The 15,250-nt window shown below is 65.0% G+C and carries 10 protein-coding genes; 8 read left to right on the plus strand and 2 right to left on the minus strand.

All coding sequences use genetic code 11. The annotated features are described in order from the left end of the window. Positions 1–158: 158 nt before the first annotated feature. Positions 159–1,835 carry a 3-(methylthio)propionyl-CoA ligase gene (locus tag GGD40_RS03360; RefSeq protein WP_179742786.1) on the minus strand — a complete coding sequence of 559 codons (1,677 nt, stop codon included), beginning with the start codon at positions 1,833–1,835 and terminating at the stop codon, positions 159–161. A 145-nt stretch (positions 1,836–1,980) separates the two neighbouring features. Between GGD40_RS03360 and GGD40_RS03365 the strand changes: the two genes are divergently transcribed. The 5 genes from GGD40_RS03365 (at position 1,981) to GGD40_RS03385 (ending at position 5,762) form a co-directional block, all read left to right on the plus strand. After that, positions 1,981–3,537, plus strand: a complete 1,557-nt coding sequence (locus GGD40_RS03365; protein WP_179742787.1) for a protein adenylyltransferase SelO — start codon at positions 1,981–1,983, stop codon at positions 3,535–3,537. Positions 3,538–3,577: 40 nt separating this feature from the next. Continuing rightward, the gene (msrB, locus tag GGD40_RS03370; RefSeq protein ID WP_179704931.1) at positions 3,578–4,009 is read left to right on the plus strand and encodes a peptide-methionine (R)-S-oxide reductase MsrB; all 432 of its coding nucleotides are present in this window, start codon (positions 3,578–3,580) and stop codon (positions 4,007–4,009) included. A 113-nt stretch (positions 4,010–4,122) separates the two neighbouring features. Beyond that, positions 4,123–4,653 (plus strand): septation protein A, encoded by a 531-nt coding sequence (locus GGD40_RS03375; RefSeq protein WP_105508273.1) that lies wholly within the window; start codon positions 4,123–4,125, stop codon positions 4,651–4,653. A 1-nt stretch (position 4,654) separates the two neighbouring features. Then, a complete protein-coding gene (locus tag GGD40_RS03380; protein WP_179704934.1) occupies positions 4,655–4,972 on the plus strand; it encodes a BolA family protein in 318 nt (105 codons plus the stop codon). A 10-nt stretch (positions 4,973–4,982) separates the two neighbouring features. Continuing rightward, positions 4,983–5,762 (plus strand): peptidylprolyl isomerase, encoded by a 780-nt coding sequence (locus tag GGD40_RS03385; protein WP_035550281.1) that lies wholly within the window; start codon positions 4,983–4,985, stop codon positions 5,760–5,762. A 137-nt stretch (positions 5,763–5,899) separates the two neighbouring features. Here the strand turns inward: GGD40_RS03385 and purL are convergent, their stop codons facing one another. Next, positions 5,900–9,994 carry a phosphoribosylformylglycinamidine synthase gene (gene purL / locus GGD40_RS03390; RefSeq protein WP_179742788.1) on the minus strand — a complete coding sequence of 1,365 codons (4,095 nt, stop codon included), beginning with the start codon at positions 9,992–9,994 and terminating at the stop codon, positions 5,900–5,902. Between the two features lie 326 nt (positions 9,995–10,320). On the opposite strand from purL, the gene GGD40_RS03395 reads away from it, so the two are divergent. The 3 genes from GGD40_RS03395 (at position 10,321) to pgi (ending at position 15,226) form a co-directional block, all read left to right on the plus strand. Next, positions 10,321–11,616, plus strand: a complete 1,296-nt coding sequence (locus GGD40_RS03395) for an FAD-dependent oxidoreductase (protein ID WP_179742789.1) — start codon at positions 10,321–10,323, stop codon at positions 11,614–11,616. Between the two features lie 106 nt (positions 11,617–11,722). After that, positions 11,723–13,312 carry an NAD(P)H-hydrate dehydratase gene (locus GGD40_RS03400; protein WP_179742790.1) on the plus strand — a complete coding sequence of 530 codons (1,590 nt, stop codon included), beginning with the start codon at positions 11,723–11,725 and terminating at the stop codon, positions 13,310–13,312. 291 nt (positions 13,313–13,603) lie between these two features. Then, the gene (pgi, locus tag GGD40_RS03405; RefSeq protein ID WP_179742791.1) at positions 13,604–15,226 is read left to right on the plus strand and encodes a glucose-6-phosphate isomerase; all 1,623 of its coding nucleotides are present in this window, start codon (positions 13,604–13,606) and stop codon (positions 15,224–15,226) included. The last annotated feature ends 24 nt before the right edge of the window (positions 15,227–15,250 follow it).

The raw sequence follows: 15,250 nt of genomic DNA on the forward strand, positions 1-15,250 counted from the left end.
GTTGAGGCGGCGCATGATGCGCCGCCCGTCCGGTTCATCGAGTCGGATCATTGTCCGCTTGTTGCCAGCGAGTGGGCGACTCGCTGCTCGACTCGCTGATCGATTAACCGGGGTCAGCAGGCAGAATACACAAAAAAGCACGCTCGTTCAATTTACTGTTAGGCGGGGTTTCCCCTAACCAGTGGACAATCCTTCTGGTCTTCCAATGCCGACGGCAGCACGTGATCGCGGAACAGATCGCGCAGCTTCAGCTTCTGCAGTTTGCCGGTGGCCGTGTGCGGCAGTTCGTCGACGAAGGCGACGTCGTCGGGAATCCACCATTTGGCGACCTTGCCGTCGTAAAACGCGAGCAGCTCCTCGCGCGTCACGTCGAAGCCCGCGCGCTTGACGACCACCAGCAGCGGCCGCTCGGTCCACTTCGGATGCGCGCAGGCGATGCAGGCCGCTTCCGCGACCGCCGGATGCGCGATCGCGACGTTCTCGACGTCGATCGAACTGATCCATTCGCCGCCGGACTTGATCACGTCTTTCGAACGATCGGTGATGTTCAGAAAACTGTCCGGGTCGATGGTGGCGACGTCGCCGGTGGGAAACCAGCCGTCCACCAGCGGCGAATCGTCCTTGCGGAAATACCGGTCGATCACCCACGGCCCACGTACATGCAGATCGCCGAACGCGACGCCGTCCCAAGGCAGTTCCTGACCGTCTTCGCCGACGATCTTCATATCGACGCCGTACAGCACATGGCCCTGCTTTTCCAGCAGTTTTCGCTGTTCGGCGAGCGGACGTTGCGATTGCTCCCACGTCAGTTTCGCTAGCGTGCCGAGCGGCGACATTTCGGTCATTCCCCATGCGTGAATCACCTGCACGCCGTAGTCGTCCTCGAAGGCGCGCAGCATGGCAGGCGGACACGCCGAGCCGCCGATTACCGTGCGATTCAACGACGAAAACCGCACGCCCGCCTCGCGCAGGTAGTTCAGCAAACCGAGCCATACGGTCGGCACGCCGGCGGAATACGTGACGCGTTCGCTTTCCATCAACTCGTAAAGCGACTTGCCGTCGAGGTCCTTGCCGGGGAACACCAGCTTCGCGCCGGTCAACGGCGCGCTGTGCGGAATGCCCCATGCGTTCACATGGAACATCGGCACGACCGGCAGCACGGCGTCGCGCGCGGACAGGCTCATGGCATCGGGCAAGGCCGCGCCGAACGCATGCAGCACCGTCGAGCGATGCGAGTACAGCGCGCCCTTCGGATTGCCCGTCGTGCCGGACGTATAGCAAAGGTACGAAGCCTGGCGCTCGTCGAGCGCCGGCCACGCGAAGTTGCCGTCTTGCGCATCGACCAGCGTTTCGTAACTGAGCACCGGCGTTTGCATGGCCGGCAGATGCGCTTCGTCGGCGAGCGCGATCCAGCCGCGCACTTTCGGGCACTGCGGCGCGAGTGCGTCGACCAGCGGCGCGAACGTGGTGTCGAACATCACGTAGGCGTCGTCGGCATGATTGACGATGTAGGCGATCTGGTCGGGAAAGAGACGCGGATTGATCGTGTGGCACACCGCGCCGAAGCCGGTCGTGCCGTAATACGCTTCGAGATGCCGGTAGCCGTTCCATGCCAGCGTTGCCACCCGTTCGCCCGGTTCGACGCCCAGCGCGATCAGCGCCTGCGCGAGCTGCCTGGCGCGTTTTTCGCAATCGCGGTAGGTGTAGCGATGCAGGTCGCCTTCGATACGCCGCGACACGATTTCGGTGCCACCGAAATGCCGCGCGGCATGCGCGAGCAACGAGGATACGGTGAGCGGCACGTCCATCATCTGTCCAAGCAGCGGCGTCGTCATAAAGAGAAGTTTCCTCGTCCTGGTTTCTGGTTGCTTCAACACCCTCCGGCATGCCGGCCGACTATCCGCGACGAAGCGGCTGGAAGCCAGCCTGCAGCGCCGCGGGCGCGGACTTACAATATCGGTTAATCCAGAGGCGCTCAACATGTCGTTTTCCCCAAGCTTTGCAGGGTTATCCGGGCCGTTAGCGGCTCTTTCCAATGCCCTTGTCACCTCGCCTGAAAACGCGTTCGCGCGGCTCGGCAGCGTCTTCCTGACCCGTCTGCCGGCGGCGCCGCTCAATGCGCCGTACATGGTCGGCTTCTCCGCGGAGACCGCCGCGCTGCTCGGTTTAGAGCCGGGGCTCCAGAGAGACCCCGGTTTCGCCGAACTGTTCTCCGGCAACGCCACGCGCGAATGGCCCGCCGAGGCGCTGCCGTATGCCTCGGTGTATTCGGGGCATCAGTTCGGCGTATGGGCCGGCCAGCTCGGCGACGGCCGCGCGCTCGGTCTCGGTGAAGTCGCGCATCACGGTCAACGCTTCGAGCTGCAACTCAAAGGCGCGGGGCGCACGCCCTATTCGCGCATGGGCGACGGCCGCGCAGTGCTGCGCTCGTCGATCCGCGAGTTTCTGTGTTCGGAAGCCATGCATCACCTCGGCATTCCGACCACTCGCGCGCTGTGCGTGGTCGGCTCCGATCAGCCGGTGCGGCGCGAAGAGATCGAAACCGCCGCGGTGGTCACGCGGGTCGCACCGAGTTTCGTGCGCTTCGGCCACTTCGAGCATTTCTATTCGAACGATCGCACCGACGCGCTGCGCGCGCTCGCCGATCACGTGATCGAGCGTTTCTATCCGCATTGCCGCGACGCCGACGACCCCTATCTCGCGCTGCTCGACGAAGCCGTGAAATCCACCGCCGATCTGATGGTCGAATGGCAGGCGGTCGGCTTCTGCCATGGCGTGATGAATACCGACAACATGTCGATTCTCGGCCTGACGATCGACTACGGTCCGTTCGGTTTCATGGACGGATTCGACGCCGGCTACATCTGCAATCACTCCGATTCGCAAGGCCGTTACGCGTACAAGATGCAGCCGCAGATCGGCTACTGGAATCTGTTCTGTCTGGCGCAAGGGCTGTTGCCGCTGCTCGGCGAACAGCACGAAGAAAGCGTGCGCGGCGACAAAGCGATCGAAGACGCGCAGCGCGTGCTCGCCGGTTTCAAGGAGCGTTTCGCGCCAGCGCTGGAACGGCGCATGCGCGCGAAGCTCGGCCTCGAGACCGAACGAGACGGCGACGACACATTAGTGAATCGTCTGTTCGAGGTGATGCACGCCAACCGCGCCGATTTCACGCTGACGTTCCGCCATCTCGCGCGCGTGTCGAAACACGACGCGAGCGGCGACACGGCGGTGCGCGACCTGTTCCTCGACCGCGCCGCGTTCGACGCGTGGGCGAACGACTACCGCGCGCGCCTGTCCCATGAAACACGCGACGACGCCGCGCGCGCCATTGCAATGAACCGGGTCAACCCCAAATTCATTCTTCGCAATCATCTGGCGGAAACGGCGATTCGCCGCGCGAAAGAGAAAGATTTCTCCGAAGTGGAGCGTCTGGCGGCGGTGCTGCGCCGCCCGTTCGACGAACAGCCCGAGCATGAAGCGTATGCGGGGCTGCCGCCCGACTGGGCAAGTTCGCTGGAAGTGAGCTGCTCGTCGTAGTGCAGTCCCCAAAACAAGCCCCGAGACAGGAACCCCGACCATGAACAAGCCCGACGACCTCAACCCCAACACCCCCGACGTCCCCGCCGTGCAGAAAGACGACGCCGAGTGGCGCAAGCAGCTCTCCGACATCGAATACCAGGTGACGCGCCACGCGGCCACCGAGCGCCCGTTCACGGGCCAATATAACGACCACTGGGACCGTGGCATTTACGACTGCGTGTGCTGCGGCACGCCGCTCTTCGAATCCGACACCAAGTTCGACGCCGGCTGCGGCTGGCCGAGCTACTTCAAGCCGATCAACGGCGAAGTGATCGCCGAGAAAACCGACCGCGCGCACGGCATGCTGCGCATCGAAGTGCAATGCAAGAACTGCGGCGCGCATCTGGGCCACGTGTTCGAAGACGGCCCGGCGCCCACGGGTCTGCGTTACTGCATCAATTCGGCTGCGTTACAATTCGAGCCCAAGTAACGCAGCGCGGAGTCCGGCGCATTGCCGGTGGGGCCTGCGTTGCAGGCGCCCGCCGGCCGTTTCGCGCCGCGTCCCTCATTCCTCGACTCCTTCTGCGAATTCCCGACCAGATAATGAAATTCCTGTTCGATCTGTTCCCGATCATCCTGTTCTTCGTCGCCTTCAAGATCTGGGGCATTTTCACGGCGACGGCAGTGGCGATCGTCGCCACGCTGGTGCAGATCGCGTGGGTGGCGTTCCGTCACCGCAAGGTCGATCCGATGCTGTGGGTGAGCCTCGGCGTCGTCACCGTATTTGGCGGCGCGACGCTCGTGCTGCACAACGACACCTTCATCAAGTGGAAGCCGACCGTGCTGTACTGGGCGTTTTCCGTTGCGCTGATCGTCTCGCAACTGGCCTTCAACAAGAACCTGATCGAAGCGATGATGGGCAAGCAGATCACGCTGCCGCACGCGATCTGGGGCAAGCTGAGCGTGGTCTGGGCGATCTTTTTCGTGCTGCTCGGGCTCGTCAACCTGTTCGTCGCGTACCACTACACCACCGACCAGTGGGTCAATTTCAAGCTGTTCGGCGCGACCGGCTGCCTCGTGGTGTTTATCGTCGGACAGAGCTTGTGGCTGTCGAAGTACATGAAGGAAGAATGACATGACCGAAGCCAATGTTTTCATGCACGCCACCACCGCCGAACGCGCCGCGCTGATCGAAGCGCGCCTCACCGCCGCGCTCGCGCCGGTCGCGTCGATCCAGATTAGCGACGACAGCGCGCAGCACGCGGGCCATGCCGGCGCCTCGGCCGGCGGTCATTTCAGTGTCACGATCGTGGCCGCCGCATTCGCCGGCAAGGCCCGCGTGGCGCGGCATCGCATGGTGTATGATGCGCTGGCCGATGCCATGCAGCGCGGCATTCATGCCCTTGCAATCACGGCGTATACGCCCGAAGAATTCGCTTTGTTGCCCCGCTAGGAACCTTCCGATGACCTTGAAGAAAACCCACCTTTGGGTATTGCTGGCTGCGTTCGCGGCCGCACCTGCATTTGCACAGAACATCGCTGTCGTGAACGGCACGCCGATTCCGAAAGCACGCGCCGACGCGCTGATCGAACAACTGGTGCATCAAGGCCAGCAAAACACGCCGCAACTGCAAACGGCCGTGCGCGAAGAGCTGGTGAACCGCGAAATCCTGATGCAGGAAGCCCTGCGTCGCGGCCTGCCGAATCGTCCGGACATCAAGGCGCAAATCGCCGTCGCGCAACAAACCGTGGTGCTGCGCGCGCTGATCGAAGACTTCGTGAAGAACAACACGCCGAGCGACGCCGAAGTCACCGCGCGTTACAACGCGCTGATCAAAGATGCGGGCGGCAAGGAATATCACCTGCACCATATCCTGGTGGACAACGAACAGCAGGCAAAGGACCTGATCGCGAAGATCAAGGCCGGCGCAAGCTTCGAAGATCTGGCCAAGCAATACTCGAAGGACCCGGGATCGGGCAAGAACGGTGGCGACCTGGACTGGTCGGACCCGAAGGCTTATGTGCCTGAATTCGCAGACGCGGCCACGCATCTGCAGAAAGGCCAGATGACCGACACGCCGGTGCATACGCAATTCGGCTGGCACATCATTCGTCTCGACGATACGCGCGCCATCACGCCGCCGCCGTTGGAGCAGGTGCGCCCGCAGATCGTGCAGCAGATCCAGCAGGAAAAGCTGCAAGCGTTCGAAGAAGGTTTGCGTAAGAACGCGAAGATTCAGTAAGCGGGTTACTTGCCCACTGGCTAAAACGAACAAGCCGCCCTCGGGCGGCTTGTTTGCTTTGATGGCCTGGTTGTTTTACGTTTTGCCCAGTGTGAAAAAAAACCGCCCGAGGGCGGTTTTTTTGTTTCTGCTCAACCTCAACCCAACCAGCGGCGTGCGTTCTGGAACACGCGCAGCCACGGGCTTGCGTCCGTGCTGCCTTCACCCCAGCCTTCCGGATGCCAGCTCATCTGCACCGCGCGATGCACGCGCTCGGTGTGCGGCATCAGCACCGTGAAGCGGCCGTCCGGCGTGGTGACCGACGTGATGCCGTCAGGCGAGCCGTTCGGGTTGAACGGATACTGCTCGGTCGCCTGACCACGGTGATCGACAAAGCGCATGGCCACCGCCGCCTTCGACGCGTCGCCCTGCTGCGAGAAGTCCGCATAGCCTTCGCCGTGAGCGATTGCCACCGGAATGCGCGAGCCTTCCATGCCGTTGAAGAAGATCGACGGCGAAGCCTGCACTTCGACCAGCGAGAAGCGCGCTTCGAATTTCTCCGACTTGTTGCGCGTGAACTTCGGCCACGCTTCTGCGCCCGGAATCATCGACGCGAGGCTGCTCATCATCTGGCAACCGTTGCAGATGCCCAGCGCGAACGTGTCTTCGCGACCGAAGAACGCGGCGAACATATCGGCCAGTTGCGCGTTGAAACGGATCGCCTTCGCCCAGCCTTCGCCGGCACCCAGCGTGTCGCCGTATGAGAAGCCGCCACAGGCCACCGCCCCGGCGAAATCCGCCAGATTGGCACGGCCTGCCAGCAGATCGCTCATGTGCACGTCGTGCGCGTCGAAGCCGGCGCGGTCGAATGCGTACGCGGTTTCGAGGTGCGAGTTCACGCCTTGCTCACGGAGGATCGCGACACGCGGACGAGCGCTCTTGCCGACGAAGGGTGCGGCCACGTCTTCCGAAGGATCGAAGCTCAATACCGGCGTGATGCCCGGATCGGCCGCGTCCGACAGCATGTCGTATTCGGCGTCGGCGCAAGCCGGGTTGTCGCGCAGACGCGAGATACGCCAGCTCACTTCGCTCCACGTGCGATGCAGATCGGTGCGCGGCGCTTCGTAGATCTTCTTCGCGTCGCGATAGATTTCGATCGTGTCGCGCTCGTTGAGCTTGCCGATCACATGCGAGCACGCCGACAGGCCGTGTTCGCGCAATGCGGCCAGAACCGAATCGCGGTCCGTTGCACGCACCTGGATCACCGCGCCGAGTTCTTCGTTGAACAGCGCACGGATCGTGCGGTCTTCGCGGCGGCCGCTGGTCTGCTTGGCCCAGTCTTTCGCGTCGCCGTAGTCGGATTCGTGGCTCGGATCGAGCACCAGCATGTCGACGTTCAGCGACACACCCACGTGACCCGCGAACGCCATTTCGCACACCGTCGCCCACAGGCCGCCGTCCGAGCGGTCGTGGTACGCGAGCAGCTTGCCTTGTTGATTCAGCGCCTGGATCGCGGCGAAGAAACGCTTCAGATCTTCCGGATCGTCGACGTCCGGCACCGTGTCGCCGACCTGCTGCGTGACCTGCGCGAGAATACTGCCGCCCAGACGATGCTGGCCACGGCCCAGGTCGATCGCGATCAGCACCGAGTCGCCCACGCCGTCCGTACCGTTCGCACGACGCAGTTGCGGCGTGAGGTGCTTGCGTACGTCTTCAACCGGTGCGAACGCCGAGATGATCAGCGAGACCGGCGCGACCACTTCTTTCGCGACACCGTGGTCTTCCCACTTGGTGCGCATGGACAGCGAATCTTTACCGACCGGAATGCTGATGCCGAGCGCCGGGCACAGTTCCATGCCGATCGCCTTGACCGTGTCGTACAGCGCGGCGTCTTCGCCGGCTGCGCCGCACGCGGCCATCCAGTTCGCCGACAGCTTGAGCTTGTCGAGCGATGCGATCGGCGCGGCCGCGATGTTCGTGACCGCTTCGCCAACCGCCATGCGGCCCGACGCCGGCGCGTTGATCACGGCGAGCGGCGTGCGCTCGGCCATGGTCATCGCTTCGCCGGTAAAGCCCGCGTAGTCCATCGTGGTAATCGCGACATCGGCCACCGGCACTTGCCACGGGCCGACCATCTGGTCGCGCGCCGTCGTGCCGCCCACCGAACGATCGCCGATGGTAATCAGGAACGACTTGCTCGCAACCGTGGGGTGACGCAGCACGCTGACCGCGACGTCCGGCAACGCAATCCCGGTGACGTCCACCGGTTCCAGCTTCTGCTCGACCCGCTTGACGTCGCGATGCATGCGCGGCGCTTTGCCGAGCAGCACTTCCATCGGCATATCGACCGGCTGATGCGCGCTGTCCGCGTTCTGCTCGGAGTCGATCACCTTCAGTTGACGCTCGGCGGTTGCCGTGCCGATCACCGCGAACGGGCAACGCTCGCGTTGGCACATGGCTTCGAACGCCGGCAGATCGGCCGGCGCGATGGCCAGCACGTAACGTTCTTGCGCTTCGTTCGACCAGATTTCGCGAGGCGACAAGCCGCTCTCTTCGAGCTGGATCTTGCGCAGATCGAACAACGCGCCCTTGCTCGCGCCGTCGACCACTTCCGGGAACGCGTTCGACAAGCCGCCCGCGCCGACGTCGTGAATACTCAGAATCGGGTTCTTGTCGCCAAGCTGCCAGCACGCGTTGATGACTTCCTGCGCACGGCGTTCGATTTCGGGGTTGCCGCGCTGCACCGAGTCGAAGTCGAGCTCGGCGGTATTCGTGCCGGTCGCCATGGAACTCGCCGCGCCGCCGCCCATGCCGATCCGCATGCCCGGGCCGCCGATCTGGATCAGCAGCGAGCCTTCCGGCAGATCGTGCTTATGCGTGTGCTGGTCGGAAATATTGCCGATCCCGCCGGCGATCATGATCGGCTTGTGATAACCGCGCACCAGACCCGCGACGTTCTGCTCGTAAGCGCGGAAATAGCCGCCCAGATTCGGCCGGCCGAATTCGTTGTTGAACGCGGCGCCGCCGAGCGGACCGTCGATCATGATTTGCAGCGGCGACGCGATGCGGTCAGGACGGCCATACGCTTCGTGCTGCTCGGCCGGATTGCGGTGTGTGAGGGGCTGCGCAACGTCGCGCGCGTTTTCCCATGCCTCGACGCCGTCCGGCAACGCCAGATTCGACACCGTGAAGCCGGCGAGACCCGCCTTCGGACGCGCGCCGCGACCGGTCGCGCCTTCGTCGCGGATTTCACCGCCGGAGCCGGTGGAGGCGCCCGGGAACGGCGAGATCGCGGTCGGGTGGTTATGCGTTTCCACCTTCATCAGCGTGTGCGTGAGTTCGACGCCACGGCGGTAGTGTTCCGGCAATTCGCTCGCGCCGAGGTCGGCCGGCGTGCGCGGGAACCAGCGCTCGGCCATGCCGCCCGCCATGATCGCCGAGTTGTCCGAATACGCGACGATCGTGCCTTGCGGGTTCAGCTTCTCGGTATTGCGGATCATGTTGAACAGCGAGATGTCCTGCTTCTCGCCGTCGATGGTCCAGTCCGCGTTGAAAATCTTGTGACGGCAGTGTTCGCTGTTGGCCTGCGCGAACATCATCAGTTCGACGTCGGTCGGGTTGCGGCCGAGCTTCGTGAACGCGTCGACGAGGTAGTCGATTTCGTCGTCGGCGAGCGCCAGGCCCAGTTCCGTGTTCGCCGCTTCCAGCGCGCCGCGGCTGTGGCCGAGCACGTCGACGGTTTGCAGCGGCTTGGCCGGCAGTTCGTCGAACAGATGCAGCGCGTGCTCGCGCGAACTCGACACGCTTTCGGTCATGCGGTCGTGCAGCGCGGCGACGACGGCCGCGCGGGCTTCGTCGGAGAGCGCCTTCTTGCCGCCCAGCAGGCCGCTCTTCAGCGTGACCGTGTACTCGACGCCGCGCTCGATCCGGCGCACCTGCGTGAGACCGCACAGATGCGCGATATCGGTGGCCTTGCTGGCCCACGGCGACACCGTGCCGAAGCGCGGCACCACGAGGAAGGTTTCGGCCGTGCCGCGCTCTTTGCTTTCTTCGAGCGGATCGCCGTAGTGCATCAGCGCTTCGATCTTCGCCGTGTCTTCAGCGGACAGCTCGCTCTGGGCGTTGACGAAGTGCAGATACTGCCCGCGCACGCCGATGATGTTCGGGTCGATGCGCGTGAGCGTGTCGAGCAGGCGGGTTTGACGGAAATCGGAAAGGGCCGAAGCGCCGGGGAAACACGAGAAGTGGGCCATGGACTTGACTTTGCGTCGCTCAGTGATGCCGAGAAGTCGCGCGTGCAGGCGACGTGAGGCGGAAAGGAAGTCCGAGATTATACCCCGGGAAAGGGCTTCCGGCGGCCTTGCCGGTGCGCTTTCGGCCTGCTCGCGGCGCGCCGCGCGACGCTTTCCGGCGTGCCGCCCGCGTGGCCGCGCGAGCGCTTTGACTGCTATCATTCGGCCTTTCACCAGATCGGCGCGAGCGGCCTGAGGCAATGAGTCAGACCGGGCAACGCGCGCCGCATGTCACGCTCAACGGGAGCGCGCCGCTTCGGCGTCCCGTCGGCCATTCGAATCAGAACATGGATGTCATCGTCATCGGCGGCGGGATTGCGGGCGTCGCCACCGCTTATCAATTGCGCGCGGCCGGTCACCGGGTCTGCGTCGTCGAGCGTCACGCCACGGTGGCGCAGGGCGCGACCTATGGCCACGGCGGCACCGTGCTGCCCACGCCGCTCGACGTCTGGTTCGGTCCGACTTTCATGGCCAGCCGGCAAAACGCCAGAAACGGCGTAATCAGCAAGACCGGCTTCACCGGCCCGGCGCGCCAGTTCGTCAAACAACTCGCCACCTTGCAGGACCCCGAGGCCTTCAGCCGCCAATATGGCCGGCTACGTCCGCTGATCGAGCTGTCGCGCGAAGCCATGGCCGACGTCGAAGCGCGCTTCGGCCTCGAATTCGAACAGACCAGCGGGTTGCTGTACCTCGTGCGCTCCGCGCAGGAGTGGGAGCAGACCCAGCCGGCGCTCGAACTGCTGCGCCAGAACGAAGTGCCGCATCACGTGCTGACACCCGCCGAATGCAGCGCGTTCGAGCACTCGGTGCGCGCCGAGCCGGAGTTCGCCGGCGGCGTGCTGTTCGATCAGGAACGCACGGCCAACTCGCCGCTGTTCGCCAAGCTGATCAAGCAGACGCTCGATAACCAGGGCGGCGTGCAATTCATGCTCGGCTGCGAAGTCTCCGCGATCCGTCTCGAAGGTCAGCGGGCGTCGGTAGAACTGGCGCCACGGCCGGGCGCGTCGTCGCGTTCGCGCGAGGTCGACGTGATCCATGCGGACGCGGTCGTCGTGGCCGCCGGGTACGGCAGCCTCGCGCTGCTCGAACCGCTCGGCTTGCGCTTGCCGCTGCATCCGCTGCGCCTGCATACGCTGGTCGCGCCGATCGCGCATGAAGAATGCGCGCCGCATGTGGCGATCGTCGACGCGGTCAAGCGGATTGCGATCAGCCGGATGAATCATCGGCTGCGAATTGCGGGTGGCGCGGTGCTGCAGAGCGCCGCCCAGATCGACAAGCCGCTCGGCGAAGCGTTGACCAAAGAAGCGCTGGCGCTGCTCGGCCAGGCCACGCACGACTGGATTCCGGGCGCGGCGCGGATCTCGGCGGCGCTGCCGTGGGAAGGCGTCAAACTGCTGTCGCCCGATGGTTTGCCGGTGATCGGCAACGCGCTGCATCCGCGCCTGTTCGTCAATGTCGGTCATGGCCCGGCGGGCTGGGGGCTGGCCTGCGGCGCGGGCAAACTGATCGCCGATCTGATGTCCGGTCAGACGTCGGATGTGCCGGCGGATACGCTAGCGGCGCTGCGCGCGGACCGTTTCTAGTCGCAGCCGGCCGATGGGTTCGCGCGGCGCGCTCATCGGCACTACCATAGCGGCTTCTCCAGCTTCCTCGCCTTGGGCCTAGCCCCAAGGCGAATCGCCCGCCGCCATGACCGAAGCCGACCTCACCCCGCCCACCCTCACCCGCCCTCGCAACAAGGCGCTGCCTTTACTGACGCTGACCGATCTGCGGCTCGCCGAATCGCAGGCCGCGGCCGGCTTGCCCGAGCACACGCTGATGGCGCGCGCCGGCAAGTCCGCGGCGAGTTTCCTGCAAGAGCTGATCACACGCGACACGTCGATCGAACGGGCAAAGCAGAAGGTGTGGCTGATCGCCGGCCCCGGCAATAACGGCGGCGACGCGCTGGTCCTCGCGACGGAACTGCACAAAGGTGGCATTGCCGTGGAACTGTGCATGCCGGTCGACGTGAAGCCGGACGACGCCCGCTGGGCCCTCGATCTGGCGCGTGCTGCCGGCGTGGCGATCAGCACGGCGCCGCCCGCGTCGCTGGACGGCTACACCTGGCTCGTCGACGGCATGTTCGGCATCGGCCTGACACGCGCCCTCGACGGCGTCTTCGCGACGGTCGCACGCCAACTTTCGCAGCGCGCCAAAGCGCGGCCGCGTAAAGGCGGCGTGCTGGCGCTCGACGTCCCCAGCGGCCTCGACAGCGACACCGGCACGGTGGTCGGCGAAAGCGACGGCGCGGCCGTGCACGCCACACACACGATCAGCTTCATCGCCGCCAAACCGGGGCTGTTCACCGCGCAAGGCCGCGACCTCGCCGGCTCGGTCACCGTTGCACCGATCGGCATCGACTCCAGCAAACGCACGGCCGTGCAACTCAACGCGCCCGACCTGTTCGCAGGCTTCCTGCCGCCACGCGATTTCGCCACCAACAAGGGCACCTTCGGCAGCCTCGCCGTGGTCGGCGGCGACACCGGCATGTGCGGCGCGCCGATCCTCGCGTCGCGCGCGGCGCTGTACACCGGCGCGGGCAAAGTGCACGTCGCGCTGCTGGGCGACGGCGCGCCGCCCTACGATCCGCCGCATCCCGAACTGATGCTGCACGCGATCGACGCTCTCCCGCTCGACAAGATGGACGCGCTCGCGATCGGCTGCGGCATGGGCGAGCGCGAGCGCGCCACCCAGGTACTGCATGACGTGCTGCAACTCGACATGCCGAAACTGTTCGACGCGGACGCGCTGAATCTGATCGCGAAAGATCCGTCGCTCGCGGCCGAACTCACCGCGCGCGGCGTGCAAGGCGATCCGTGCCTTCTCACGCCCCATCCGCTCGAAGCCGCGCGCCTGCTCGGCACCGACGCGCCCGGCGTGCAGCGCGACCGGCTCGGCGCGGCGCGCGCGCTGGCCGCGCGCTTTGCCAGCGTGGTGGTGCTGAAAGGCACCGGCACGATCATCGCCGCGCCCGACGGCCGCCTCGCGATCAATCCGACCGGCAACGCCGCGCTCGCGACGGGCGGCACCGGCGACGTGCTCGGCGGCATCATCGGCGCGCTGCTCGCGCAGCATCTGCCGCGCTACGAAGCGGCGTTGGCGGGCGTCTATCTGCACGGCCTCGCCGCCGACACGCTGACGGCGCAAGGGCATGGTCCCGCTGGCTTGACGGCGGGCGAACTGGCGCCGATGGTGCGGAGTTTGCTGAACCGGCTGTTTTATCCGGCGACGGAAGGGTGAGACGTGGGACGCGGCGCCCGCATCCCAAACTCTGCGCCGCGCCGCCAAAGCGCGCCTGCCTGTCACCCTTCACACAAGGCCGCTATACTGAACGACTGCGCCGCGCGTCGGATTCGAAGCGGGTGGCGGCGAAGCTTCAGCGCACTCGCACTCGCGCGGCGAACGCTTAAAGCCTCCCCACCGCCCAGCACATCACCGGCCGCGCGGCATCGCTCTAACAGCATCGTTGCCTCATCCTCGGCAGCGCTTCACGCGCTCGCCTTCCTTCGTGCCCTTGGTTAGACGGACGCTATGACGCAGAACTCGCTCCCCTCCTGGTCCTCGCTGCAAACGCATTACGACAAGATTCGCGATGCGCACCTGCGCGACTGGTTCGCCCCCGAGAACGATCCCGCCCCCACCCGCGCCGAGCGCTTCGCGTTCGCCGGCGGCGGTCTCGCGGCCGATTTCTCGAAGAACCGCATCACCGACGAAACCCTCAAGCTGCTCGTGCAACTCGCGCGTGAAGCCGGCGTCGAAAAGCGCCGCGACGCAATGTTCGCCGGCGAGGTCGTCAACCCGACCGAAGGCCGCGCCGCCTTGCACACCGCCTTGCGCGCCACCGATCCGAAAGCGCCGTTCTTCGACCAGGTCCAGGCCGAGCGCGCGAAGATGGCCGCGTTCGCCGACCAGGTGCGCAGCGGCGCATGGACCGGCTACACCGGCAAGCGGATCCGCTATGTGGTGAACATCGGCATCGGCGGCTCGGACCTCGGGCCGAAAATGGTCGTGCATGCGCTGCATCACCTGGCCACGCCCGAGATCACCACGCACTTCGTGTCGAATGTAGACGGCGCCGATCTGTACAACGTGATGCAGCAGATCGATCCCGAGGAAACGCTCGCGATCATCGTCTCCAAGACGTTCACCACGCTCGAAACCATGACCAACGCGCGCTCGCTGCGCGACTGGTTCATCGAGAAGGGTTGCCCGGAAAGCGCGCTGGCGAAACACTTCGTCGGCGTGTCGGCGAATCCGTCGGAAGTGGTCAAATTCGGCATCGCGAAAGAGAACGTGTTCGAGATGTGGGACTGGGTAGGCGGCCGCTATTCGCTGTGGTCGGCGGTGGGTTTGTCGATCATGATCGCGATCGGTCCGCAGCAGTTCGGCGAGCTGCTCGCCGGCGCCAACGAGATGGACCAGCATTTCCGCGACGCACCGCTCGAAAAGAATCTGCCGGTGCTGCTCGGCATGATCGGCATCTGGTATCGCAACTTCTTCGGCTCGCAAAGCTATCTGGTCGCGCCGTATTCGAATGCGCTGCATTTCCTGCCGTCGTATCTGCAACAGCTCGAAATGGAAAGCAACGGCAAGTCCGCGCGACTCGATGGCGCGATGGTCGATTACCCGACCGCCGCCGTGACGTGGGGCGAGCCGGGCACGAACGGCCAGCACGCGTTCTTCCAGATGCTGCATCAGGGTCCGACGATTGTGCCGATCGACTTCATCGCTGTGATGACGCCGGAACATCCGCTCGTCAGCCATCATCCGAAACTGCTGGCCAATTGCTTCGCGCAAAGTGAAGCGCTGATGCTCGGCCGCACGCTGGAAGAAGCGAAGAAAGTGGCCGGTCCGGACAAGCCGGAACTCGCGCCGCATCTGGTGTTTCCGGGCAACCGGCCGACCAGCACGCTGCTGGTCGACGCGCTGACCGCGCGCACGCTGGGCGCGTTGATCGCGTTGTACGAGCACAAGGTGCTGGTGCAGGCGTCGGTGTGGAACATCAATCCGTTCGATCAATGGGGCGTCGAGCTCGGCAAGATTCTCGGCAAGGTGGTCGAGGCCGATCTGACCTCGGCGAGCGTGGACGAGAAGAAGCATGACTCGTCGACGTCGGCGTTGATCGCGCGCGCGCGGGCGGCGTTGAAGAAGTGAGTTGAGTCGCGCGGGTGATCGCGC

Source organism: Paraburkholderia bryophila (genome assembly GCF_013409255.1).
GTDB lineage: Bacteria > Pseudomonadota > Gammaproteobacteria > Burkholderiales > Burkholderiaceae > Paraburkholderia.

Bases quoted from the DNA above. Each gene is read 5' to 3' on its own strand.
- GGD40_RS03360 (WP_179742786.1), bottom strand. From the start codon at position 1,835: ATGACGACGCCGCTGCTTGGACAGATGATGGACGTGCCGCTCACCGTA.
- GGD40_RS03365 (WP_179742787.1), top strand. From the start codon at position 1,981: ATGTCGTTTTCCCCAAGCTTTGCAGGGTTATCCGGGCCGTTAGCGGCT.
- msrB (WP_179704931.1), top strand. From the start codon at position 3,578: ATGAACAAGCCCGACGACCTCAACCCCAACACCCCCGACGTCCCCGCC.
- GGD40_RS03375 (WP_105508273.1), top strand. From the start codon at position 4,123: ATGAAATTCCTGTTCGATCTGTTCCCGATCATCCTGTTCTTCGTCGCC.
- GGD40_RS03380 (WP_179704934.1), top strand. From the start codon at position 4,655: ATGACCGAAGCCAATGTTTTCATGCACGCCACCACCGCCGAACGCGCC.
- GGD40_RS03385 (WP_035550281.1), top strand. From the start codon at position 4,983: ATGACCTTGAAGAAAACCCACCTTTGGGTATTGCTGGCTGCGTTCGCG.
- purL (WP_179742788.1), bottom strand. From the start codon at position 9,994: ATGGCCCACTTCTCGTGTTTCCCCGGCGCTTCGGCCCTTTCCGATTTC.
- GGD40_RS03395 (WP_179742789.1), top strand. From the start codon at position 10,321: ATGGATGTCATCGTCATCGGCGGCGGGATTGCGGGCGTCGCCACCGCT.
- GGD40_RS03400 (WP_179742790.1), top strand. From the start codon at position 11,723: ATGACCGAAGCCGACCTCACCCCGCCCACCCTCACCCGCCCTCGCAAC.
- pgi (WP_179742791.1), top strand. From the start codon at position 13,604: ATGACGCAGAACTCGCTCCCCTCCTGGTCCTCGCTGCAAACGCATTAC.